At 67.5% G+C, this 23,169-nt stretch carries 23 protein-coding genes; 13 read left to right on the top strand and 10 right to left on the bottom strand.

Annotation, left to right across the window (positions count from 1 at the left end; all coding sequences use genetic code 11):
- The first annotated feature begins 188 nt into the window (after nt 1-188).
- From ACXAD2_RS24535 to ACXAD2_RS24525, 3 genes are all read left to right on the top strand, one after another.
- The gene (locus ACXAD2_RS24535) at nt 189-803 is read left to right on the top strand and encodes a response regulator (protein WP_475176372.1); all 615 of its coding nucleotides are present in this window, start codon (nt 189-191) and stop codon (nt 801-803) included.
- A gap of 150 nt (nt 804-953) precedes the next feature.
- Nucleotides 954-2,420 (top strand): GumC domain-containing protein, encoded by a 1,467-nt coding sequence (locus ACXAD2_RS24530; RefSeq protein ID WP_475176369.1) that lies wholly within the window; start codon nt 954-956, stop codon nt 2,418-2,420.
- 23 nt (nt 2,421-2,443) lie between these two features.
- Complete coding sequence (locus tag ACXAD2_RS24525; RefSeq protein WP_475178391.1) at nt 2,444-3,778, top strand: O-antigen ligase domain-containing protein; 1,335 nt, start codon at nt 2,444-2,446, stop codon at nt 3,776-3,778.
- 45 nt (nt 3,779-3,823) lie between these two features.
- Here the strand turns inward: ACXAD2_RS24525 and ACXAD2_RS24520 are convergent, their stop codons facing one another.
- The 4 genes from ACXAD2_RS24520 to ACXAD2_RS24505 form a co-directional block, all read right to left on the bottom strand.
- Nucleotides 3,824-4,969, bottom strand: a complete 1,146-nt coding sequence (locus ACXAD2_RS24520; protein WP_475176368.1) for an FAD-dependent oxidoreductase — start codon at nt 4,967-4,969, stop codon at nt 3,824-3,826.
- Nucleotides 4,970-4,997: 28 nt separating this feature from the next.
- Nucleotides 4,998-6,245, bottom strand: a complete 1,248-nt coding sequence (locus ACXAD2_RS24515; protein WP_475176365.1) for a flavin-containing monooxygenase — start codon at nt 6,243-6,245, stop codon at nt 4,998-5,000.
- A gap of 189 nt (nt 6,246-6,434) precedes the next feature.
- Complete coding sequence (locus ACXAD2_RS24510) at nt 6,435-6,608, bottom strand: hypothetical protein (protein WP_475176362.1); 174 nt, start codon at nt 6,606-6,608, stop codon at nt 6,435-6,437.
- Between the two features lie 66 nt (nt 6,609-6,674).
- The gene (locus ACXAD2_RS24505; protein WP_164183127.1) at nt 6,675-7,253 is read right to left on the bottom strand and encodes an OsmC family protein; all 579 of its coding nucleotides are present in this window, start codon (nt 7,251-7,253) and stop codon (nt 6,675-6,677) included.
- 261 nt (nt 7,254-7,514) lie between these two features.
- Here ACXAD2_RS24505 and ACXAD2_RS24500 point away from each other — a divergent pair, with 261 nt between their 5' ends.
- Nucleotides 7,515-8,027, top strand: coding sequence for a hypothetical protein (locus tag ACXAD2_RS24500; RefSeq protein ID WP_475176358.1), 513 nt, complete (start codon nt 7,515-7,517; stop codon nt 8,025-8,027).
- Between the two features lie 566 nt (nt 8,028-8,593).
- Here the strand turns inward: ACXAD2_RS24500 and ACXAD2_RS24495 are convergent.
- From ACXAD2_RS24495 to ACXAD2_RS24480, 4 genes are all read right to left on the bottom strand, one after another.
- Nucleotides 8,594-9,655: a 4-oxalomesaconate tautomerase gene (locus tag ACXAD2_RS24495; protein ID WP_475176355.1), complete on the bottom strand. Its 1,062-nt coding sequence runs from the start codon at nt 9,653-9,655 to the stop codon at nt 8,594-8,596.
- Nucleotides 9,656-9,706: 51 nt separating this feature from the next.
- On the bottom strand, nt 9,707-10,378 hold the full coding sequence (locus tag ACXAD2_RS24490; RefSeq protein WP_475176350.1) for a 4-carboxy-4-hydroxy-2-oxoadipate aldolase/oxaloacetate decarboxylase: 672 nt from the start codon (nt 10,376-10,378) through the stop codon (nt 9,707-9,709).
- Between the two features lie 77 nt (nt 10,379-10,455).
- Nucleotides 10,456-11,421, bottom strand: a complete 966-nt coding sequence (locus ACXAD2_RS24485) for a VOC family protein (protein WP_475176348.1) — start codon at nt 11,419-11,421, stop codon at nt 10,456-10,458.
- A gap of 20 nt (nt 11,422-11,441) precedes the next feature.
- Nucleotides 11,442-12,173, bottom strand: coding sequence for a PIG-L deacetylase family protein (locus ACXAD2_RS24480; RefSeq protein ID WP_475176345.1), 732 nt, complete (start codon nt 12,171-12,173; stop codon nt 11,442-11,444).
- A gap of 213 nt (nt 12,174-12,386) precedes the next feature.
- On the opposite strand from ACXAD2_RS24480, the gene ACXAD2_RS24475 reads away from it, so the two are divergent.
- Nucleotides 12,387-13,508 carry a LysR family transcriptional regulator gene (locus ACXAD2_RS24475; protein ID WP_475176343.1) on the top strand — a complete coding sequence of 374 codons (1,122 nt, stop codon included), beginning with the start codon at nt 12,387-12,389 and terminating at the stop codon, nt 13,506-13,508.
- A 25-nt stretch (nt 13,509-13,533) separates the two neighbouring features.
- Here the strand turns inward: ACXAD2_RS24475 and ACXAD2_RS24470 are convergent, their stop codons facing one another.
- Both ACXAD2_RS24470 and ACXAD2_RS24465 read right to left on the bottom strand, forming a co-directional pair.
- Nucleotides 13,534-14,817 (bottom strand): MFS transporter, encoded by a 1,284-nt coding sequence (locus ACXAD2_RS24470; protein WP_475176341.1) that lies wholly within the window; start codon nt 14,815-14,817, stop codon nt 13,534-13,536.
- Nucleotides 14,818-14,937: 120 nt separating this feature from the next.
- On the bottom strand, nt 14,938-16,305 hold the full coding sequence (locus tag ACXAD2_RS24465) for an aminotransferase-like domain-containing protein (protein WP_224905029.1): 1,368 nt from the start codon (nt 16,303-16,305) through the stop codon (nt 14,938-14,940).
- A 268-nt stretch (nt 16,306-16,573) separates the two neighbouring features.
- Here ACXAD2_RS24465 and ACXAD2_RS24460 point away from each other — a divergent pair, with 268 nt between their 5' ends.
- The 8 genes from ACXAD2_RS24460 to ACXAD2_RS24425 all read left to right on the top strand — a co-directional run bounded on the left by ACXAD2_RS24460 (nt 16,574) and on the right by ACXAD2_RS24425 (nt 23,166).
- Complete coding sequence (locus ACXAD2_RS24460; protein WP_066108978.1) at nt 16,574-17,056, top strand: MSMEG_0572/Sll0783 family nitrogen starvation response protein; 483 nt, start codon at nt 16,574-16,576, stop codon at nt 17,054-17,056.
- Between the two features lie 94 nt (nt 17,057-17,150).
- A complete protein-coding gene (locus tag ACXAD2_RS24455; RefSeq protein WP_066109402.1) occupies nt 17,151-18,149 on the top strand; it encodes a Nit6803 family nitrilase in 999 nt (332 codons plus the stop codon).
- A complete protein-coding gene (locus ACXAD2_RS24450) occupies nt 18,142-19,287 on the top strand; it encodes an MSMEG_0568 family radical SAM protein (protein ID WP_475176331.1) in 1,146 nt (381 codons plus the stop codon). Before ACXAD2_RS24455 ends, ACXAD2_RS24450 begins: the two co-directional genes overlap by 8 nt.
- Entirely contained in the window at nt 19,284-19,835 is a 552-nt protein-coding gene (locus ACXAD2_RS24445; RefSeq protein WP_475176329.1) for an MSMEG_0567/Sll0786 family nitrogen starvation N-acetyltransferase, read from the top strand. Before ACXAD2_RS24450 ends, ACXAD2_RS24445 begins: the two co-directional genes overlap by 4 nt.
- Entirely contained in the window at nt 19,832-20,800 is a 969-nt protein-coding gene (locus tag ACXAD2_RS24440) for a sll0787 family AIR synthase-like protein (RefSeq protein WP_475176326.1), read from the top strand. The genes ACXAD2_RS24445 and ACXAD2_RS24440 overlap by 4 nt, the downstream gene beginning before the upstream one ends.
- Nucleotides 20,793-21,080 carry an MSMEG_0570 family nitrogen starvation response protein gene (locus tag ACXAD2_RS24435; protein ID WP_066108963.1) on the top strand — a complete coding sequence of 96 codons (288 nt, stop codon included), beginning with the start codon at nt 20,793-20,795 and terminating at the stop codon, nt 21,078-21,080. The genes ACXAD2_RS24440 and ACXAD2_RS24435 overlap by 8 nt, the downstream gene beginning before the upstream one ends.
- 11 nt (nt 21,081-21,091) lie before the next feature.
- Nucleotides 21,092-22,372 carry an MSMEG_0569 family flavin-dependent oxidoreductase gene (locus tag ACXAD2_RS24430; protein ID WP_475176321.1) on the top strand — a complete coding sequence of 427 codons (1,281 nt, stop codon included), beginning with the start codon at nt 21,092-21,094 and terminating at the stop codon, nt 22,370-22,372.
- Nucleotides 22,372-23,166, top strand: coding sequence for a Pnap_2097 family protein (locus ACXAD2_RS24425; protein ID WP_475176316.1), 795 nt, complete (start codon nt 22,372-22,374; stop codon nt 23,164-23,166). Before ACXAD2_RS24430 ends, ACXAD2_RS24425 begins: the two co-directional genes overlap by 1 nt.
- Nucleotides 23,167-23,169: the final 3 nt, after the last annotated feature.

Raw genomic sequence — 23,169 nt, 5'->3', positions numbered from 1 at the left:
TCAACAGAGCGTCGGGAGACCTGATAGCGCCTGACAGATGGAAAGCCATCAGCGCGGATCAAGAAACAATCCCACTGGATAGGTCGCCTGTTCTGGCGGATCGAAAGTCAACTTTGTGACAACCTTCGCGTGCTTTTGCGCTATCTTGTCGCGCGGTGGAGGGCCTGTTGAGAGGTTAGGGAGACCCTATGCGCATATTGATAGCCGACGATCACGACTTGCTGCGCGATACGCTTGTCATGTTTTTCGAGACCGCGAGCGACATCACCGTCGTGACCGCCGCGAGCTTTGGCGAGGCCGAGCAGATGATCAACCGCAAGGGGCCATTCGACCTCGTGCTGCTGGATTTCAACATGCCGCAGATGGGCGGGCTGATGGGGCTTGAGACGCTGATCAAACGGCCCGACGCGCCGCGGGTCGCGCTGATCTCGGGCGAGGCCCGGCGCGATGTGGCCGAAAAGGCGCTGGCGCTTGGGGCCTCGGGCTTCATCCCCAAGACGCTGACCGCACGCAGCCTCGTCAACGCCGTGCGTTTCATGGCGATGGGCGAGGTCTATGCCCCGATCGACTTTCTCAACGGCACCGAAGACCAGGACCTGCATCCGCTGGCCGAGAAACTCTCGAAGCGCGAGCGTCAGGTGGCGAAAGGGCTCACTGAGGGCAAATCGAACAAAGAGATCGCCCGCGACCTTCACCTGCAGGAGCCGACCATCAAGCTGCATGTGAAGACGCTCTATCGCAAGATCGGCGCGGCCAATCGCACGCAGGCCGCGCTGATCGCACGGGACGCCGGGCTGGCCTAAAAGGGGCTGGCCTGAAAACCTCCGATCCCTTCGGATAGAAGATTGATGCCATCAGCGAGGCGCGGCCTCCTTCTCAGCCGCTCTCTATCCCCCCGCGAAAGCGACCGCGCCGCCACCCCAGACTAGACTGCCGGACAGAGGAGATTTTCCATGTCCGACATGACCGCCAGCGGGACCACCCGCCGCTCTGCCCCGATCCCCGGGATCCTGCGCACCCCGCCGCGCGAGCTGTCGCTCGGTCGGCTCTTTGGCGGCGGACGCCCCGGCGATATCGTCCGCCTGCCGCGCTATCTGATCCTCGCGACGCTGGGGGCGATCGCGATCTGGGGACCGATCACCACCTACCTCAAGAAAGCGCCGCTCAGCTTCAGTTCCGAGATGTCGCTGATCCTGCCCGGCTCGGGCGCGGCAGCCTCGGTGAACCTCGCCGAGATCGGTCAGGCGTCCTCCTTCGCCAATTCCGCCTTCTCTTCCAATTCGATCAGCCCCACCGAGACTTACAAGCGCCTGCTGAGTGCCGACCGTATCCTCGACGCCGCCGCCAGTTCGCTGGGCGAGCAGATGCGCGACATCGGACGGCCAAAGGTCGAACTGGTGGATCAGACCGGTCTCATCCGGGTGCAGATGAAAGGCCCCACGCCCGATGCCGCCCGTGCCCGCACCGAAGCGGTGCGGCAGGCGTTCTTTACCGAGGTCGATGCCCTGCGCCATGACGAGCTTTCGGTGCGCGAGACCGGTGCGCTGGCCGCAATCGAGGATTATCGCGGCTCGGTTGCCGACACGCGCGAGACGATTGCGACGCTGCAGCGCGACACCGGGCTGGTGTCCTCGGCGCAATATGACCGGCTGGTGTCTGCCACCGACCGGCTGCGCGCCGATCTGGCCGCGCTCGCCTCTGATCTCGCCGAGAAGCAAGAGAGCGTCGCCGCGCTGTCGCGCAGCCTCGGCATTGCACCGGATCAGGCGGCGGTCAGTCTTAAGCTTTATGCCGATGCCGATTACGTGGCGCTTCTCGATGAGGTGGCGCTGCAAACCGCCGCGCTGGCAGAGGCGAACGCGCGTTTCGGCACGCGCCACCCCGAGGTCACGGCGGCCCGTGACGCGCTTGCCAGCGCGCGCGAGATGGCGCGGCAGCGCGCCATGGCTCTGACCGGGCTGAGCGCCGAGGCGGTCGCGGCGCTTGATCTGGCGCAGCCCGGCGCGCGCGCCGAACTTCTGGCCGAACTCGTGCGCGAGGACGCTGCGCGCCGCGGCCTGACCTCCGAGCATGAGACGATGACCGTACGCCTCGACAGGGAGACCGCGCAGCTGGCAGCGCTGGCCCCGGTGGCTGCGCGCCTTGAGGACATGCAGCGCGATTTCTCGGTCGCCGAGGCGGTCTTTGCCTCGGCCATCGCACGCTCGCAGTCGAGCAAGGCCGATATCTACGCCTCCTACCCGCTGGTGCAGGTGCTCGAGAACCCCTCGCTGCCTGACCGCCCAAGCTCGCCGAACCGCAAGCTCGCGCTCGCCGCCGGAGGGGCCGCGACCCTTATGATGCTCTTTGGCCTGCTGCTTGCATGGATCCGCCGCCCGCTGATCGGTCGCATTCTCGCCCGCCCGATGGGGACCCCGTGACCGGGCGCGCCCGACCCGAGGGCATGAGCCCGGCCGAGGCGCTGGCATGGCGCGCCATGGTCATGACGTGGGTGTTCTACGGCCTCGGCGCGCTTTACGTCGTCGGCCCGGTGCTGGGCTGGGTGTTCGCCGGCATGGCGGCGCTGTCGCTTTACCTCGGCCCGGCGATCCGCAGCGACCTGCGGGCGACCGGCCCCGTGCCCGGCGTGGTCTGGCTGTGGATGGCCGGGATGCTGGTGATGCTGGTCGCGCTCTGGGGCGGCCATCTGGGCTGGGGGCTGGGCCTCAAGCAGACGATCAAATCCTCGATCGGATGGGCCAAGGGCTGGGCGCTGGTCGCGCTCTTCATCTTCGCGGGCGCGGTGCTGCCGATCCGGCGCGAGGTGCTGATCCGCGCCCAATGCGCCATCGGTTTCTGGACGCTCGCGCTTGCGCCGCTGCTGCTGGCCGCGCCCTATATCGGCCTGCCCGAGCGCATCTTCACCTCGCCGCTGAAGGCCATCGGGGGGCCGGGACCGGAGTATTTCTCGGTCTATTTCTTCACCTATGATCCGGCCTCATGGACGCCGCGCTGGCAGTTCTACCTGCCGTGGTCGCCCTTTGCGGCGCTGCTTGGCGTGATCATGGTGATCTTTGCCCTCGAAGAGAAGCACCGTGGCTGGCGCGCCGCCGGGATCGCCGCCGGGCTGCTGATGATCCTTGCCTCGAAGTCGCGTATGGGGCTGGTCGGGCTGGTCGCCTGCACCGTCGCGCCGCGGATGCTGCCGCTGGTGCTGCGCAGTTCGGCTTGGCTGGCGCTGGCGGGGGTAACCGCCTCGCTTGCGGTGCTCGGCAGCTGGCTTTTGGCCAGTGCGCAGGCCGGGGTGGCCGCCTTCAAAGGGGCACGAGCCGACAGTACAAGGGTGCGCGAAACCCTCCAGCGGATCGCTTTTGAGCGCTGGCGCGAAGAGGCGGTCTGGTTCGGGCATGGCACCGTTCAGCCCGGCCCGCATTTGGTGGAATACATGCCCATCGGCAGCCACCACACATGGTACGGGCTGCTGTTCGTGAAGGGCATCGTGGGCTTTGGCGCGCTGCTGGTGCCGCTGGTGGCGCATCTGGCCGTGGCGCTTGTGGACGCCGCGCGCCATCCGCGCGGGCGGCTGCCACTGGGCATTCTGATGACGCTGGTTCTGCTGTCCTTCGGCGAAAACCTCGAGATCGAAGCCTATATGTTCTGGCCCGCGCTGCTGTTGCTTGGGGTGCACCTTCGGGAAATGGCGACCGAGCCCGCCGGTGGCCCTGCAGCTCATCACGCAGGTCATCACGAAGGACATGGCGCAGCGCGGCTGCAACCCGCACCACGCTCGCCCAGCTGAGAGCAAGCGTGGCCCCTATCCTGATCGCTTCCACCCGCGGCTCGATCAGGCCACCCGGCGCTGCACCGGCTGCCGCGCCGCGCCCTCGGCGATCCATGCCTGATTGGCCTTCATGTCGCGGTTCAGCTGCTTGTGCAGATCGGCAAGCTCGGCAAGCGACCACTCGAAGCTGGCGATCCGGTCCGAGATCTCGAAGATCGGCCCCGACAGCGCGTCGCGCCGCGCCTCGTATCGGTCCAAGCCTCCCGCCATGATGGCCCCGGCCAGCAGCTCGGCATCGCGAAACGCATCGGTGATCCCATGCGCGGTGATCGGGTCGCGGAACCAGCTGGCATCGCCCACCAGCGCCCAGCCCGGCCCGGCGCAGCGCCGGAAATACCCCGGCAGCCCGGCAAAGACGACCGGCGTTTCGGCGGCGCGCGCGCCAGCCATGTCCTCCGCCAGTTGCGGCAGACACGTCGCGGCCAGTTCCGGCAGCGCGCTTTGACGCAGCTCGGCGGCGCGGGATTGCGGCAGCGCGAGAAAGGCGCAGGTTCCGCCACCGTTGGTGGGGATCAGACCGCCCGCGGCCCCCTCCTCGAAGTGCCAGCGATAGCCCTCCTGCGGCAAGCCGGTGACATATTGGTAGGCGCAGGCCACGGTACTGCGCGCCTGCCGCGTCACCTCGGCCCCTGCCAGCCGCGCGACCCGCGAACGCTTGCCGTCCGCGCCGATGACCAGCCCGGCGGTGATCTCGTCGACAGCGCCATCCTTTCCGACCAGCCGCGCCCCGCACACCCGGCCAGCGGCATCCCGCAGCAGCCCGGCGCAACTGGTTTCAAAACGCAGCTCGGCACCCGCCCGCTCCGCCGCCGCTGCCAGCGCCGCGTCGAGCAGATAGCGGCGCGGTGCCATCAGCGCCTCGACGCCGTGTTCGGGTTTGATGTCGATATCGAAGGCCGCCCGGCCATAGAGAAAGATCGTCCGGCGCACCTGCGGCGTGCCCCCTGCCCGCAGTTCCTCCGCAAGCCCCCAGCGCTGCAGCAGCATCACCGCGCCGCGCATCAGCGCATGGGTGGACATCGTGTCCGAGCCGCGGCGGGCGCTGTCGATCAGCAGCACGCGGGCGCCCTGCCGGGCCATCAGCATGGCGGTGGCGGCACCGGCGCAGCGGGCACCGACGACAATCACGTCATAGGTCGAAGGGGTCATGGGTCATATCCTTTCCAGAATGAGGGGGTCAGGCCGCAAGCGACGCAGTGCGCCCAAGCGCGGCGGTGATCAGCGGCGCAAGCGCTTCGGCATCGCGCCCCGCGCCGTGGATGAAGCTGGACGCGCGGTGGCGCATGAACGGCAGACCAAGCGCATAGAGCCCCGGCACGGCGGTCAGCCCGCCCTGCGTCTGCAGTTCTCCGGCGCTGTCCAGCACGGGCAGATGCAGCCATGGGTAGCTGCGGCGAAAGCCGGTCGCCCAGACCACGCTGCCGATGCCCTCACGCCTAAGATCGAGCAGCGCAGGCCCGTGGTCGGGCAGGTGCGGCGCATGCCACGCCTCTGGGTCCGCAGGCAGGGCCATGCCGCGCTGCGCCAGATCGGCGTCGAGATGGTCCAGCACCCGCTGACGGCGGCGCTCGGCCGCGGCAATCTCGCGCCCCGGGTTCGGATCGAGCATAAGCGCGTTGCCCCGCAGCCCGAGCGCGCGCCCGACAAGCCGCACGCCCATGGCGGCCAGCCGGTCGAGCCCCAGCGCCGCGCCGCCGTCCGAGCCGGTCAGTTGCAACGAAGGCAGCGACATCAGGTACTGCGGGTCGGCATTCGCCGGGCGCGGCGCGGCGAGAAAGCCGCTGCCCGACAGCAGCGAGAAGATCTCGCGCCCCCGGTAGCTGCGCGGCATCCGCACGTGGCGGCCCACAGCCAGTGTCACCGGGCGACCCGACGCCTGTATCTCTGCGGCAAGCTGCACGCCCGTGGCCGAGGCGCCGACGACCAGCACGCCGCCCTTGGCAAGCCCCTCTGCGCCGCGATAGCGGGTGGGGCTGATCTGCGCGATCTCCTGCGGCAGCGCGGCGGCCCACTCCGGCACGGCGGGGCGGTCGCAGGCACCGGTCGCGATGACCACGGCGCGGGCCAGCCAGTGGCGCTCTCCGGCCTCGACACGGAACATGCCGTTCTGCCGCCTCACCGAGCGCACCTCGCAGCCGCCCACCACCGGCGCTGCGATTGCGGCGCGGTAGCCGATGAGCCGCTGCGCAAAGCTCGCCGCCGACATAAAGCCGTTCGGGTCGCTCTCGGCCCAAGGGCCCGGCAGGCGGTTCATCCAGTTCGGCGTCAGCAGGTGCAGGCCCGGCCAGCGCTCGGACTGCCAGCGCTCCGCGACCCGTCCGCGCTCGAGCAGCAGATGATCTACGCCGCGCCGCGACAGCGCCCAACTCAGCGCGAGCCCGGCCTGCCCGGCTCCGATGATCAGCACGCTTGTGACCTTCGTCATGTCTCGTCTCCATCTTGATCTGACAAAAGGATGCAGGCCGCGGGTTTCGGGCTGGCGTCGTGAAAGCCACTTCGAGGTTTCGACTGTTTCAGTGCGGCGAGGCGCGCTACCGGGCTTTCCGCACGAAAAGGCCCGCAGCGGGGTGCTGCGGGCCGGGAGGAAGGGAGGACGGGAGGATGCGCGTCAGGATCAGGCGGCGATCGGCAGGCTGTCCTGTGTCTGTTTGCGGGGCTGCCAAGGCACCTCGGCGGCGACAAGGCAGTTGCGGTCCCACCAGTTCCGGAAGTCGGCGAAAGTGTCGCGCGATGCGATGGTGTCAAAGCCCGAGCCGTAGCTGTGGGCGGATGCGGAGAAACGGGGCATGGGTTTGTCCTTTGGGTCTGGAATGTTCGGGGGCGTGGCCCGCGCCCCATCGGCGCGGGCTGTGTTTCAAGCGGCCATCTCGACCTTCACCGGCACACCGTTGCTCAGCACATCGAAGACGGCGGAGCGGGCGACCGATTGCGCGACGATCTCGCGCAGCATTTCCTGCGGGGCGTCGCCGCGGATGGTTACCGCCATGCGGATCCCGGTGAAGCCGTTGCGCGCACTCTTGTCCAAGCCGAGGATGCCGTTGAGGTTGATGTCGCCCTCGATGGCGGTCTCGACCGCGCTCAGCTTGACCTGACGGATCGAGGCGATGTTGCCGATCCCGGCGGTGATGCAGGCCGCGAGACCCGCCAGCAGAAGCTCGACCGGGGTGACCCCGTTGTCGGCCCCGCAAAGCACCTGCGGGTGATCGCATTCGACGGCATAGTCGCGGCGGTGCTCCATCTCCTGCATCGCGCCGTGGAACCCGGTGAAGGCGGTGCGGCTGTGGGTGCCCGAAAGCCATTCGCCATTGGCGCGGAAGGTGAATTTGGCGATGTCCGGGGTCTCGCCCACAACGCCGAGTGTGGCGAGGAAGGTGGGGACATCAACGCCGTTCATGGCGGATTTGGCGGGCTTTTCGAGGGTCTGGGTGGTCATTGTGAACTCCTGATGTTGCTTTGGTCTGTTGGCTCTGGTCGGGCACCGTGCCCTTCCGATGGACAGAAGTTCTGACGCCCCGGCGTTTCAGCGTGATTGCGCCGGGCGTTTCATTCGTTTCACCGCCCCAATGCCATGAGCACGCCTGACGCGCCGTCAGCAGGGCCGCGCGAAAAAACTTGGAACCTTACCCCGGGGCATCCTCATTGTGCAGCCGAGACCCTGAGGGGAACCGCGCAACCAAGACGGAGGAGAAGCGCAATGACCAAACGCTTTCTGACCACCACCACCGCCGCGATCACCATGGTTCTGGCTGGCGCCATCGGCGCGCAGGCCAACAATGACGCCAGCGTCAAAGAGCAGGCCGCCGAGGCCGTCGACGCAATCGGCGATACCGCCTACGCCATCGGCGAGACCGCGACTGACACGGCGCAGGCCGGTGTCGAGGCTGTCGGCGCAGATGAGGCCTATAGCGAAGCGTCGGACATCTCGGCGCAGCTGGATGCCGCGCTGACCAATGATGCCATTGTGCGCTCGAGCGATGGCGAGATCATCGGCACCGTGCTGAAATCCGACACGAACCAAGGCCTGGTGGTCATCGACCTCGACGGCGAGATGGAAGGCGCGGACGAGCGTCCGATCGAGAACGCCGCCGTGCGCATGAGCCGCCTGTCGGCCAACGCCGATCAGGATCTGGTGCTGAACATGTCGAAGGCCGAATTCGCCAGCGCGCTGAACGCGGCGACCGAGGTCAACGTCAGCACTGACGGCTGAGGCTGCACAGTGATCGGGCCGGGGGCGTGCCCCCCGCCCGCGTGATCAAGACCGAAAGGCCGTGACGCTAGGCGTCGCGGCCTTTCTTCTGCGATGACGGCGCCATGTAGCACCTGCGACTGTCACTCCACCGCCCAAGCGCGTGGTCGGCAGCGGGACGTCGCCATCGGCAAGCACCTTCGAGCGACTTGCGGTGTTCGAGACCACGGGCCGGGCGCACCGCCGAAATGCCGCGCGATATCCAAACGAACGCAATGCCTTGCGCTGACATGACGAAGGATGCCGCCCCCTAGCGCACCCATGCACCCAACGCAGATCAGCTTTGCGCTCGGCTATCTTGTTCAGCGCCGCCGCATGACCTATCTCAGGGTCACGGCACGGCAACGTGCCACGGAATTTGCCGGGCTCTCTCCTCCTCCCTGAGCCCTGCATTTCAGCGGCGGCCCCTCTCCTCCTCCCTGGGGTCGCCGCACTCCTCCCCCCAACTGTTCGATCCTCAAACCGCGCTTTGATGTGCTGCTCGCGGCGACTGTGCGCTCTCATTGCCGCATGCTCTCGCCAATCAGTCAGTGCCGCGGGAACACCCGCCCGTCAAAGAGCTTGCGCGCCGTGCGCAGGGTGCCTGCGCGCTTCACCACGCCATCCGCGCCCCGCTCGAGCAGCACCTCGGCAGCGCCACTGGGATGCTCTATGGCAAAGCTCTCGCCCTCAGGCAGCTCTGCCAGCGCGGCGGCGGGGGTGCCGGGCAAAGTGCAGGCGGTGGCCACGCTGACCGCGGCGAAGACGCCAATGGTGGCATGGCAGCGGTGCGGGATGAAGCTGCGGGTGGCAACCACGCCGCCCGCGCGCGGCGGCGCGACCAAAATCATCTTCGGCACCGACTTTGCGGTCACATCACCAAGGGTCATCAGCGGCCCAGCCCGCAGGCGGATCGCCTCCAGCCGCGTCTTCAGCGCGGCATTGGTATCGAGATCGTCGCGGCTCTCGCCGCCACTGATCCCCATGTCCGTGGCGCGCAGGATGACGCAGGGCATGCCGTTGTCGATCAGCGTGCACGCCGCGCCGTCGATCACATCCACCGCGTTGCCCGATGGCAGAAGCGCGCCGCACATGGAGCCCGCCAGCCCCTCGAACATCAGCGCCACCGGCGCGTGATGGCCGGGCACCCCGTCGATACGCGCCGCACCCTCATAGCTCACCCGCCCCCCGGGCGTCTGCACGCGGGCCACGGCGATCTCGCCGGTGTTGCGCATGTGGATGCGCACCAAGGTCTCATCGTCCGAGACAGCCACCAGCCCGCGCTCGATGGCGGCGGGGCCGACCCCAGCGAGGATATTGCCGCAGCCCTGCGCGTCCGACACCAGCGCCCGATCCACAAACACCTGCAGAAACAGATAATCCACATCCGCATCCGGACGCGACGGCGGCGCCAGCACCGCCACCTTCGAGGTCAGCGGGTCCGCCCCGCCGATGCCGTCGATCTGCGCCGGATCAGGCGAGCCCATGATGCGCAGCAGCAGATCGTCGCGCGCCTGCGGCGCGGCGGGCAGATCGCCGGCCAGAAAATAGGCCCCCTTCGACGTGCCGCCGCGCATCCAAAGGCAGGCAATGCCCTCCGCTTCGCCCATCCCGCGTCCTTTCATCTTTCCCAAAATACTCAAGACCCGGCGCATACCGCCTCAGACGTATTTCAGCCCCCTCTCGGCCAACCGCCCGCGCATGTCGTAGATGTCGAGCCCGAGCTCGCCCGCCGCCAGCCGCTGGCGCTTGGCCTCTTCGGCGGCCAGCCGAAGCTCGGCCTTCGCCAGCACCGCCGCCGCCTCGTCGCGCCGCACCACCACCACACCGTCGTCATCGGCGACGATCACGTCGCCCGCCGCGATGCTCTGCCCGGCGCAGACCACCGGCACGTTGACCGAGCCCAGCGTCTCCTTGACCGTGCCCTGCGCGCTGACCGCCTTGGACCAGACCGGAAAGCCCATCTGGGTCAGGTCTTTCACGTCGCGGCAGCCCGCGTCGATGATCAGTCCCCGGCAGCCGCGCGCCTGCGCCGAAGTGGCCAGCAGGTCGCCGAAATAGCCGGTGTCGCAGGGCGAGGTCGGCGCCAGCACCAGAACGTCCCCCGCCTGCAGTTGCTCGATGGCCACATGCACCATCCAGTTGTCGCCCGGAGGCGCCGAGATGGTCACCGCCGAGCCGGCGATCTGCGCGCCGGGGTAGATCGGCCGCAAATAGCTCTGCAGGCATCCGCTGCGCCCCTGCGCCTCATGCACGGTGGCGACGCCCGCGCGCCCCAGCGCGTCGATAACCTCGCGGTCGGCCCGCGCCACGTTCTGAACCACGACTGCCATGGCAAGCTCTCCCGCTTCTTCTCTTTCCAAATACGCAAATCCCGGCAGCGCCACGCAGCGCAGCGCCGGTTGGAGGCTCAGCCCTTCGCCACCGGCGGCGTGCCGTGGGTGTGGAAACTCTCGATGGTCTTGAGCCCCCAGGCCTGACCCTTCTTGCGATCCGTCTCGGTCCAGCACACCGGCTGCCAGTCCGGCGCGAGGATCAGCCGCGCCCCGGCGTTGGCCAGTTCCACGCGGTTGCCCGCAGGCTCCCAGACATACAGAAAGAAAGTGCCCTGAATGGCGTGTTTGTGCGGGCCCGTCTCGATATGCACGCCGTTTTGCAGGAAGATGTCGGCGGCGCGCAGGATGTCCTCGCGCTGGTCGGTGGCATAGGTCACATGGTGCAGCCGCGCGTTGCCGCCGCCGTGTTCCTCGGTGCAGGCCAGATCGTAGGTCTTGTTGTTGACGGTGAACCAGCAGCCGCCGATCCGCCCGTTGTCGAGCTCGATATATTCGGTCACGCGGCTGCCGAGGCAGAACTCCATGAAGCGCCGGAATTCGCTGACGTCCGAGGCGAGCAGGTTAAGGTGGTCGAGCCGACGCGGCGCGGCCCCGGAAAAGGCCGAGGCGGTGTTCTTCAGCGCGGCGCGCTCGGCGTCCTCCTGCGCTTCGTACCAGCGTGTCTCGTAGTAAATCTCAAAGACATGGCCGAAGGGATCCTCGAAGCGGAAGGCGCGACCGTGGCTCAGGTCGCCCTCGGTCCAGCCGTGCAGCTTGTAGCCCGACGCCTCGATCACCGCGACGCGGTGCGCCAGCGCCTCGGGCGAGGCGGCGCGGTAGCCGATATGAGCGACCCCGGTGCTGTCCGAGCGGGTGAGTTTCAGCGTGCAATACTCGTAGTCGTCCCAAGCGCGCAGATAGGCGCTGGTCTCGTCCTGCCCCGAGAGCTTCAGCCCATAGATGCGGGTGAAAAAGTCGAGGCTCTCTTCGAACTTATCCGTCAGCATCTCCACATGGCCAAGATGCGCGATGTCGAAACTGGGGTTGGTCGGCTGGGTCATACTGGTCTCCTCCCTCAAGCTCAGAGTTCGTCCACGGTGCGCGGGAAGATCGACTGGAAGCCTTCGGCGTAGTGGCAATTACGCCCGCCCGACATGCCGCCAGAGTTGCGCTTGAAGTGGTTGGCACGCTGCTGCGCGACGCGGGTGTAATAGTCCCTCAGGTGCAGCTGGCCCTCGTTGCACTCCATCGCGCGGCGCTTCTTCTCCCAGACCGGGGTGATGTCGAGGAACGTGTCGGGCTTCCAGGCCATCTGCTCGGTCTGATGCGGCTCGAAGAGATAGAGCTGCGGCGCGCCGAGCACCTTCTCGCCGGGGTTGTGGCCCCAAGCCTGCGCGATCATCCGGCACTCCAGCGTCACCTGCGACATATACATGTGGTCGGTGTTGTAAGGATCGTACTGAGAATGGCTCATCATGAACTTCGGCTGGACCCTGCGGATGAGATCCACCAGTTCGCCCTTGTCGGCGGCATCCAGATGCAGCGGGTAGTCGCCCTTGTCGAAGCACACCAACTCGTGCACGCCGAGCGCTTCGGCGGCGGCTTCGGCTTCGCCGCGGCGGATGTCTTTTACCTCCTGCAGCGACTTGCCTTCTTTCCACAGACGCGCGCTCTCGCCACGTTCGCCGAAGGAGAGGCAGGCCACGGTGACCTCATAGCCAAGCTCCGCATGCAGCGCGATCGCGCCGCCGCAGCGCCAGACGAAATCGGCGGCATGGGCGGAAATGATCAGCGCGGTTTTCTTGTCGGACATGATGTCTCCTCCGGGTGTCTTGCCCCGCAGATGTCATGGCCAGACCAAAACGGGCAATTTCGAAACACATGCGTTAGGATAAGAACTGGCTATAGCTGATGGAGAGTTGGCAGGGTTCATGCCAAAGACTGCGGGACAAATGCAGAGAAGAGACGTCATGCTCAGACAGAGAGAGCCTTCCAGTTCAGCCCGGCACGGGGCGGTGATCGCGTGATGATTTCGCGCAACCTGAGGCATCTGCGGGTTTTCCTTGCGGTGCTTGAACTGCGTTCTTTGACGCAGGCATCAGCCCGCACCCATGTCTCGCAGCCCGCGGTCACGCAGGCTTTGGGCAAGCTCGAAACTCAGGCGGGCGGCGCGCTTTTCGAGCGGTCGCGGCAGGGCGTCTTTGCGACCGAGCGCGGCGCGCTGTTGGGGACGCGGGTCACGCGGGCCTTCGCGCGGATCGACCCGGTGCTCGAAGCGCTCTCGCCACGCCTTTGCCTCGCCGCGCGCCAGCTTGGCCACGCCCAGCCCACGGTGCACCGCGCCATCACCCAGCTTGAGGGCGAGGCGGGCCAGCAACTCTTCGAGCGGCGGCACAACGGGCTGGTGGTCAGCCGCGCCGCCGCAAAGCTGGCGCAGGCCGCGCGTCTGGCCTTTGCGGAACTGGAGCAGGCCGAGGCGGACCTTGCCGAGATCGACGGGCGCGAGGTTGGCCGGCTGGTGATCGGCGCGCTGCCCATGGCCCGCTCGGTGCTGCTGCCGCAGGCCATCGCCGCATTTCGCGCGCAGCGGCCGCATCAGCCGATCCTCGTGGTCGACGGGCTGTACGACGATCTTCTGGCGGGGCTTCGGCGCGGCGACGTCGACCTGATCCTCGGCGCGCTGCGCGATCCGGCACCGATCCGCGATGTCGTGCAGGAGCCGCTGTTTGACGACACGCTCGCCATGCTGGCCCGCCCCGGCCATCCGCTGCTCGGCGCAAGCGCCCTGACCGCCGCAGACCTCGCCGGGCAAATGTGGGTCGTGCCGCGGGCGGGCACCCCTTCGCGCGCGCAATTCGACGGGTTTTTCGAAGGGCTGCCCGGCGGCGGACCCAAAAGCGTGATCGAGGCGGGCTCCATCCTGTTCATGCGCGAGTTGCTGATGCGTGGAGACTTCCTTGGCTGCATCTCGGCGGCGCAAGCCGAGGCAGAGATCGCGAACGGCGCGCTGCTGCCGTTGGATGTGGCCGGGCACTGGCGGAACCGGCCCATCGGGCTCACCCTGCGGGCCGATTGGATCCCCACGCAGGCGCAGAACCTGCTGCTGAGCGAAATCCGCGCCGCCGCCACGGCACATCGGGGCGTATGACGGCTGGCGCCTCTGGGGCCCGCCGTCAGCCTGTGCGCACCGCCGCTCCGGGTTCTGCAAAGCCCCGCCCGACCCGTGCCCACGCCATGACGGTCAGCCCCACGGTCGTGGCCCCGGCCACGAAGAACGGCAGCTCAAGCGCCGCGCTCCGTCCCAGTACCGGCTCGCCCACCCGCACCAGCCAGCCCGAGAGCAGCAGCCCCACCGGCATCATGCCCCATGTGGTCAGCCGGTAGAGCGAGGTGACCCGCCCAAGGATCTCGTCGGGGATCATCCGCTGGCGGTAAGCCACCGAGACCGCGTCCCACGTCACGCCGAACAGGCCGAAGGCGGCCAGCACCAGTGCAAGGCTCACCGGGTCCGGCATCCAAGGGATCAGCAAGAAGCTCGCCGAACTGAGCAACAACGCCCATTGCGCCGTGCGCCCCCGCCCCAGCCGCGCCGCCACATGCCCACCGATGACGCCGCCGATCACCCCGCCGATAGCGCCCGCTGCCAGCATCACCCCATAGGCCCGCGGCCCGGCGCCGAGGTTCTCTTGCACGTGCAGCACCAGCGCCATCACCACCATCTGATGGCACATGTTCCAAAGCCCGGTCAGCACGGCAAGCATGCGCAGCATCGGCGCTTTCATGAGAAACTCGAAGCCCTGCCGGAACTCGGCCTTCCAGTCACGCCGGCCTCGGGTCCGGCTGCGCGGGCGCACCTTCAGCCGCGCCACCAGCGCCACCGCCAGCGCATAGGCCGCGATGTTGAAGGCAAAGGGCAGCGCCACCGCCTCGGCCAGCAGAAAGGCCCCAAGCGCGGGCCCCGCCAGCGCATTCGCGGTCAGCTCGGCGCTCCACAGCTGGCCGTTGGCGCTTTCGAGCTTATCGGAGGGCACAAGCGACGGCAGCACCGTCTGCGCGGCATTGTCCCGGAACACCTCGGCGGCCCCGATCAACAGCGCGGTGATCCCCAGCACCGCAAAGAGCATCGGGTCGGCAAGGCCGCTCTCTGGCGCGGGCGGCAGCGGCGTCGCGAGGTGGATGGCAAAGGCCGCGATCACGAAGGCGATGGCCCGCACCACGTCGGCGGTGAGGATCAGCATCTTGCGGTTCACCCGGTCGGTGACGATGCCCGCAGGGATGGCGAAGATCGCCCATGGCAGCCGCAGCGCCACCGGGATCAGCGCCACCAGCAGCGGATCGCGGGTCAGCAGCGTCGCCACCCACGCCCATGCCACCACCGCGATGCCGTCGCCAAGGTTGGTCACGGCGCTCGCGGCGATGAAGCGCGGCAGCGGAGCGGTCAAACGGGGAAAGATCATGCGCAGGTCCAAACGGAATGTGGTGCAGTAGTTGTGCTCAGTGAGGCAGCCGCGCGGGGCGGCTCGCCCCCTCTGGCTGGCACGTGCCCCGTGTCTGACGCCGCGCCCGGATACCCGACGTCACCCCATAAAGGCGTTGGGCGCCAGCGTGTTGCCAAGGAAGTAGAGGTTCTCGCGCAGCGCCTCGCGGGTAACAGAACCGCCCAGACAGACCCGCAGCTTCTCGCCCGGCGCGCCGGCGACGGTGAAGGCGTCAGAGGGCATGACCCCAAGCTGCCGCCCGGCCATGCGCGCGACGATATCGGCGCGGCCCGCTCCCTTGGGCAGGGTCAGCCAGATGTTGAAGGCATTCTCGGCGGCGGTGAACTCCGTCCCCTCCAGCGCCTCGCGCGCGATGGCCTGCCGCGCGGCGCTTTCGGCGCGGATAAAGCGACGGATGCCGTCGGCGGTGCCATCCTCGATCCACTGCGTGGTCAGCGCCATCGACAGCGGCGAGGGCATCACCGACAGCGCCCGGATCGCCTGCGCCAGCCGGAAGGCGCAGCGCGGCGACGGCGCAATGGTGAAGGCCAGCCGCAGCCCCGCCCCGATGCATTTCGCCAGCCCGCCAATGTGCCACGTCAGGTCGGGTGCCGAGAGCGCGATGGGCGCTGGGGACTTGGCGGGGATGAAGCCATAGGCGTCATCCTCGATCAGCGTTAGCCCCTCGGACCGCAGCACCTCGGCCAGCGCCAGCCGCCGCTCGACCGGGATGGTCAGCGTGGTCGGGTTCTGCAGCGTCGGGTTGAGGTAAAGCGCCTTGGGCCGATGCTCGGCGATGGCCGCGCTCAATGCCTCGGGCGTCACGCCCTGCGCGTCCATATCCAGCCCGACCAGCGTCACGCCGAAGCGCGCCGCGATATTGCGGATGCCGGGATAGGTGACCCGCTCGCAAAGCACCGTGTCGCCGGGCTTGGTGATGATCGACAGGATCGCCGCCATGGTGGCATGAGCGCCCGGCGTCACCGCGATGCGCTCCAACGAGGGCACCATGCCGCGCATGCTCAGCCAGCTCGAGGCGGCGGTGCGGTCACGCTCGGATCCAATGGGCGATTGGTAGCGCAGAAGGTCGATGAGATTGGCCGAGACATAGTCGAGCCCGCCCTTCATACGGCCTACGAGGTCCGGGTCCGTGGGCTCAGGCGGCATGTTCATCGACAGATCCTCGGCGCGCTTGCGCTCGGGGTCCGCGGCGGGCGCGGCGGCGCGCTCGGCCACGAAGGTGCCGCGGCCCACATGGCTGTCGACCAGACCGCGCGCCTGCGCCTCGGCATAGGCGCGCGAGACGGTGGTGAAGTCGATGCCGAGACTGGCGGCGAGCCGCCGCTGCGGCGGCAGCCGGTCACCACTGCCCAAGAGCCCCTGCTCGATATCGCGGGCGATCGCATCGGCGATGGCAAGGTAGCGCGGCTTGCCGCTGTCGGTCAGCTGGGGAGACCAGTCAATCATCTGCTTCAACTCCTGTTCGACCCAGCCTTAGCGGATCAATTCTTGGAATTGAAGGGCAATTGTATGCATCAGCGCAATTCCTCAGCCCTGCGCGCCACGGGTCCAGACAGACATTGCCCGCCGAACCGGCGAAAGCTCAAAACTTCGTCTAAAGATTACGCGGAATGCATGTTTATTGTCATTATTATTGTATGCATATTGAACTGCGCATTGAGTGAATCATTTTCCGCCCAGCATCCTGTCTCCACGCAGCGACAAGGAGGGCAAGATGCCTCAGGTTACCAAAGAAGCACACAAGGACGGAGACTTTTTCGTCAACTATGAAGAAAAGGTCTTCGAAGATGTGAAGGCCGACGAAGGCGAGAAGGCGCTTGTGACCTTCCATACCGTCGCCTTCGAAGGCTCGATCGGCCTCGTCAACATTCTCAATGCAATCCGCCTCAATCGCAAAGGCTATGAGACGTCGATCCTGCTCTACGGCCCCGGCGTGACCCTTGGCATCCAGCGCGGTTTCCCGACGCTCGGCGACGAGGCCTTCCCCGGCCACCAGAACTTCGCGGTGAACCTCAACAAGTTCATGGGCGAAGGCGGCAAGGTCTACGCCTGCCGCTTCGCGCTGCAGGCGCTCTACGGCCACGGCGAGCCCTCGCTGCTGCCCGGCATCACCCCCATCGCGCCGCAGGACGTGCTCGACTGCATCCTGCTGCACAAGAAGGCCAATGCGGTGATCCTCGACACCTGGACCGTGTGATCCCTCTTGTCCGGGGGCATGCATCCGCCCCCGGACGCCCGGCCGCCCGCTCCCCGGCCCGGCCCCTTTTCCCGACGTCTGCAAAGGCAAGCCCATGCGAACCGACACTATCCGCGCCGCCGCCGTCCAGATCGCCCCGGACCTTTCCGGGCGCGCGGGCACGATCGAGCGCGTGCTCAACGCGATTGCCGAGGCTGCGGGCAAAGGCGCGCAGTTCATCGTCTTCCCCGAGACCTTCGTGCCCTATTACCCCTATTTCAGCTTCGTGCTGCCGCCCGTTCAGCAGGGCGCGCCGCATCTGGAACTGATGCAGGAAGCCGTGGTTGTCCCCTCGCCCGAGACGCAGGCCGTGGCCGATGCCGCCCGCAAGCGCGGCGTCGTGGTGGTGCTGGGGGTGAACGAGCGCGACCATGGCTCGCTCTACAACACCCAGCTCATCTTTGACGCAGATGGCACGCTGGCGCTGAAACGGCGCAAGATCACCCCCACCTACCATGAGCGCATGGTCTGGGGTCAGGGCGATGGCGCCGGGCTCAAGGTGGTCGACACAAAGGTGGGCCGCGTCGGCGCGCTGGCCTGCTGGGAGCATTACAACCCGCTCGCCCGCTACGCGCTGATGACCCAGCACGAAGAGATCCACGCGGGCCACTACCCCGGCAGCCTCGTGGGCGACATCTTTCGCGACCAGATCGAGGTCACCATGCGCCACCACGCGCTGGAGTCGGGCTGCTTCGTGGTGAACTCCACCGGCTGGCTGACCGAAGAGCAGATCGCCCAGATCCACCCCGATCCGAAATTGCAGAAGGCCATGCGCAGCGGCTGCATGACCTGCATCATCTCGCCCGAGGGTCGTCACCTCGCCGAGCCGCTGACCGAAGGCGAAGGCATCCTGATCGCCGATCTCGACATGAAGCTCGTCGCCAAGCGCAAGCGCATGATGGACAGCGTCGGCCACTACGCACGGCCCGAGCTTTTGTCGCTGGTGCATGACACCCGCCCCGCCGTCACCCGCCACACCTGTGAGGCCGCGCCTATGAGCACTCCCATGGCCGAGCCGGAACCCCTGCCCGAGGAGGGCCGCCCCGATGCTTGATCACGCCCAGCTCATCAACGAACTTCAGACCCACGGCATGCGCCTCGTCGATCCGCGCGCCGGGCAGGAAAGCCGCCGCGGCGGCGCGGGCCCCTCGGACCACAAGGCGATCACCATCGGCGCCCGCACGGTGATGATCCCGGTCCATACCGCACCCAGCTTCGACAGCCCCTATCTGGTGTCGGCCCCCGACGACACCGGCGAGGCCCATGTCACCCGCGACGGCGCCGAGGTGGCGACCGTGCGCTTCCCGACCCGCGCAAAGTTCTACCAACTCAAGACCGCGGACGGCATTCCCTACAGCCACATCGCCGCGCTGCATTCCAAGGACGTGCTGGCGACCACGGTGCTGCAGACCTGCATTCGCTACGAGAGCCGCAAGAAGACCTGCCAGTTCTGCTCGATCGGTCAGAGCCTCGCGGCGGGCCGCACCATCGCCCATAAGACGCCCGCGCAGCTTGCCGAGGTCGCCAAGGCAGCGGTGGAATTGGATGGCGTCACCCATATGGTGCTGACCACCGGCACCCCGGCAGGCAAGGACCGCGGCGCCAAGGTGCTCTGCGAGAGTGCCGAGGCGATCAAGGCCGCCGTCGATCTGCCACTACAAGGCCAGTGCGAGCCTCCCGAGGACGATGCATGGCACCAGCGCATGTTTGACGCCGGGATCGACACGCTCGGGATGCATCTCGAAGCGGTCACGCCCGAGGTGCGCGCGCGCATCATGCCCGGCAAAGCCTCGGTACCGCTGGAGAAATACTTCTCCAGCTTCGAGGCGGCGGTGAAGGTCTTCGGGCGCGGGCAGGTCTCGACCTACATCCTTGCCGGCCTTGGCGACACGCGCGAGGCGATCCTTGAAATGGGTGAAAAGCTCTGCGCCATGGGGGTCTATCCCTTCGTCGTGCCCTTCGTGCCGATCTCGGGCACGCCGCTGGAAAGCCACCCGGCGCCGTCGTCCGAGTTCATGGCCTCGATCCTGCAGCCGCTCGGCCAGATGATCGCCCACGCCGGCATACGCTCGGCGGACATGAAGGCGGGCTGCGGCAAATGCGGCGCCTGCTCGGCCCTGTCGAGCTATGAGAAACTGAAGGTGCCAGAAAAGGGAACGGCGCAGGAGACAGCCCTGGGAGCGTCGGCATGATCGAGCTTGAACCGCGCCTGTTCAGCAGCCCCGGCTATTACATCCGCGCCGCCTCGAAACGCTTCGAGGCAGAGGGCGCGGCGGGCCTGCGCCACCGGGTGTTTGTCGAGGAGCAGGGCATTTTCCCCGCCCACGACCGCGACGACATCGACCTTATCGCCACGCATCTGGTGGCGCTGTCGACCTACGCCCATGAGGCCGATCAGGTGGTCGGCACGGTGCGTATCCACGAAGAGGCCCCGCGCCACTGGTGGGGCTCGCGGCTGGCGGTGGACAGCGATTTCCGCGCCGTGGGGCGGCTCGGGGCCGAACTGATCCGCCTTGCCGTCTGCACCGCCAACGCGCGCGGCTGCGATCGCTTTCTTGCGCATGTGCAGATGCAGAACGTCACGCTCTTCCGCCGCCTGCGCTGGCGTCCGCTGGAAGAGGTGACGATCCACGGCACGCCGCACATGAAGATGGAGGCGGACCTGAGCCACTACCCGCCCTGCGCCGATCCGGTCACCGGCTGGTACCACCGCCCCCGCACCCGCGAGCTGCGCAGATGACGAAGAGCGATCTAGACGCGCTCGCCGGACGGCTGCGCGACCACCCCTCGATCCGCTCGAAGCTGGGCATCGCGCGGGCGACGCGGGCGCTTGGCCTCAGTGCCGCCAGCGCCGGACGCCCCGGCGACGATGCCGCCGCCCTGCCCCGCGACGGCGGCTTTGACCTGCTGGCGGGCGAGGGTTTCATCCCCGCCTTCATCGAAGACGATCCGTGGTTCGCGGGCTGGTGCGCGGTGATGGTGAACCTGTCGGACATCGCGGCCATGGGCGGGCGCAGCGCCGCCGTGGTCGATCAGGTCTGGGCGCCAAGCGCCGAGGCCGCCGCGCCGCTGCTGCAGGGCCTGCGCGACGCCTCCGCCGCCTATGGCGTGCCGCTGGTGGGCGGGCACACCAACCTTTCCGCCCCGACGCTCGGCCTCGCGGCCTCGGTCTTTGGTAAGGCGCAGCGGCTGATCACCAGCTTTCACGCCGCGCCCGGCGATCTGCTCATCGCCGCTGTGGACCATCGCGGCAGCTACCGCAACTTCGACAATTTCTGCGCCGCGCTCGATGCCCCGCCCGACCGGTTGCGCCGCGATCTGGAGCTGCTGCCGACGCTGGCCGAGGACGAGTTGACCCGCGCCGGAAAGGACATCAGCCAGGGCGGCATCATCGGCACCGCGTTGATGCTGGCGGAATGCTCAAGCGTCGGGATCGACATCGACGTCACCGCCCTGACCCCGCCGCCCGGCATCGCCGCCGAGCGCTGGCTGCGCAGTTTCCCCAGCTTCGGCTTCCTGCTGTCGGTCGCGCCAGAAAACGCCAACGCCGTCTGCGCCCGCTTCTGCGCGCGCGGCATCGACGCCTGCGCCATCGCGCGCGTCACGGACGGGTCCGCCGTGACCCTCGGCGACGGAACCGAAAGCGCGCTCTTCTGGGACCACGCGCAAACCCCCTATCTCGATCTTGGAGCCTGCCATGCCTGAAACATTCTGGACCGTCCGTTGGCCCGACGGCGCCGAGGAAAAGCTCTACTCCCCCTCCAGCGTCGTGGCCGAGGTCTTCGAGCCCGGCCAGAGCTACCCGGCGGACGACTTCCTGCAGCGCGCCCGCATCGCCATGGAGCGCGCCTCGAACCGGGTGCAGCGCAAATATGGGTTTGCCTGCAGCTCGGCCATGGATCAGCTCGACCGGATCGAGGCCAAGCTCGCGACATTCAAGGATCAGGAGGGCGCTGAAATCGCCTGCCTGCACATCTCTCAATGAGGATGGAGACGATGAAAGACACCCAGACCCCGCATATCCCCGTGGTGATCGTCGGTGGCGGACAGGCAGGCCTGTCGACCGCCTACTGCCTCAAGAAGAAAGGTATCGATAGCATTGTCTTCGAGCGGCACGAGAAGTTTCATTCGTGGCGCAACAGCCGCTGGGACAGCTTCTGCCTCGTCACCCCAAACTGGCAGTGCCGCCTGCCCGATTTTCACTATGACCGCGAGTATGGCGGCACCGATCCGGGCGGCTTCATGCTCAAGGACGAGATCACCGACTACGTCGACGCCTTTGTCGCGATGGCGCAGCCCGACCTGCGCGAGAACGTCGAAGTGACCCGCGTGGCTCCGGTCGCGGCGGGCGGCTTCACCGTCGAGACCTCGATCGGCACATGGACCTGCGATCAGGTGGTGATCGCCACCGGCGGCTACGACACGCCGATCGAGCCGCCCTACGCCAAGAACCTCTCGCCTGAGGTCTTTCAGATGCACTCGGTCGACTACCGCAATGTCGACCAGTTCCCCGAGGGCGGCGTGCTGATCGTCGGCACCGGCCAGTCGGGCGTGCAACTGATGGAGGATTTCTGCCGCGCGGGGCGCGACGTCCACCTCGCCGTCGGCCCCGCGCCGCGCAGCCCGCGCAAGTATCGGGGCCGTGATGCCACCGACTGGCTGTATGACGCCGGGCACTATGCGATCACCATCGCCGAGCACCCCGACCCGGTGAAGGCGCTGACCCAGACCAACCACTACATGTCGGGCCGCGACGGCGGCAAAGAGATCGACCTGCGCCGTTTCCATGTCGAGCAAGGCGTCGAGCTCTACGGCTCTCTGGCGGATATGGACGGGACCACGGTGAAATTCCTGCCCGACCTGACGAAGAACCTCGACGACGCCGACCGCTCCTACGTCGGCATCCGCACCCAGATCGACGCTTATATCGCTCGCGAAGGCATCGACGCGCCAGAAGAGCCACCCTTCGAGGAGCTTTGGGAGCCGGAAGCGGAACGCACCGAGATCGACCTCGCCGAGGCGGGCATCACCTCGGTGCTCTGGGCCATCGGTTTTCGCCCCGATTATACGTGGATCGAGGCGGATGTCTTCGATGCCCGCGGCAAGCCCGTCTTTGACCGCGGCGTGACCGATCACCCGGGTCTGCATTTCATCGGCCTCGGCTGGCTGAACACTTGGGGCTCGGGGCGTTTCCTTGGCATCGAAGAAGACAGCCACCACCTCGCCGAGCAGATCGCCGCACAGTTGGCTGGCGTGGCGCAGCGGGTGGCGGGCTGATGGCGGGCACCGCGCTGCGCGCCATTGGCACCCCGCGCCGGATCGAGCGTCAGGACACTCTGCCGCTCGGGATGATGATGCTCTCGCCCTTCGGCCTGTCGGAACAATGGCTGCTGCGCGATGGCGGAGACCGCCACTGGGGCCTGATCGCAGAGGCGCTCGGCCAGAGTGGCATCGCCTTCCACGATGCCGAGGGGCATCCCGTCTACGCCGCCTTCTGCGCCACCGAACTGGCGCTTGAACCGCCCACCGGTGGGCTGCTTGGCACCGAGGTGCAGATCACCTCAAGCCTGCACGAGTTGGCCCCAAACCGGATCGGCTCGGAGCATCACTTTCGCGGCACGCATGGCCCGCTTGGCACGTTGCGCATGATCAGCTGCTTCCTGCGGCACGACGGCAGTGGCTCCAACCGCAAGCTACTGCGCAGCAGTCTTCCGGGACTGGCCGATCTGCCGCCGCCGACACTGGCGCTCGAAAAGGTCCACCGCCGCGCCCGTGATCGCGCCAGACATGCCCGCGACAGATGCCCTCCGACTGCGCCCATTTTGGACTACGCGCCGCTGCCTGCGCTGGATTTCAACGCGGTCGGCCTGCTCTACTTTCCGACATTCTCGAAGCTGGCGGAGATGGCGCAGCCCTCTCGGACCGCTCTGGCGCGGCGGGAGATCGTGTATCTGGGCAATCTTGATCCCGGCGAGACGATCACCGCGCATGAGGATGCAGGCGGGCTCCGACTGTCGGCTGGCACGCGCGCCATCGCCCTTGTCGCAAGCGCGCACCACGGGCCCCGCTGAGCA

This window comes from Salipiger sp. ABN3_019, from assembly GCF_056158605.1.
Note: the sequence above shows the minus strand (reverse complement) of the source record. Positions and strands in the feature narration are given on the sequence as shown.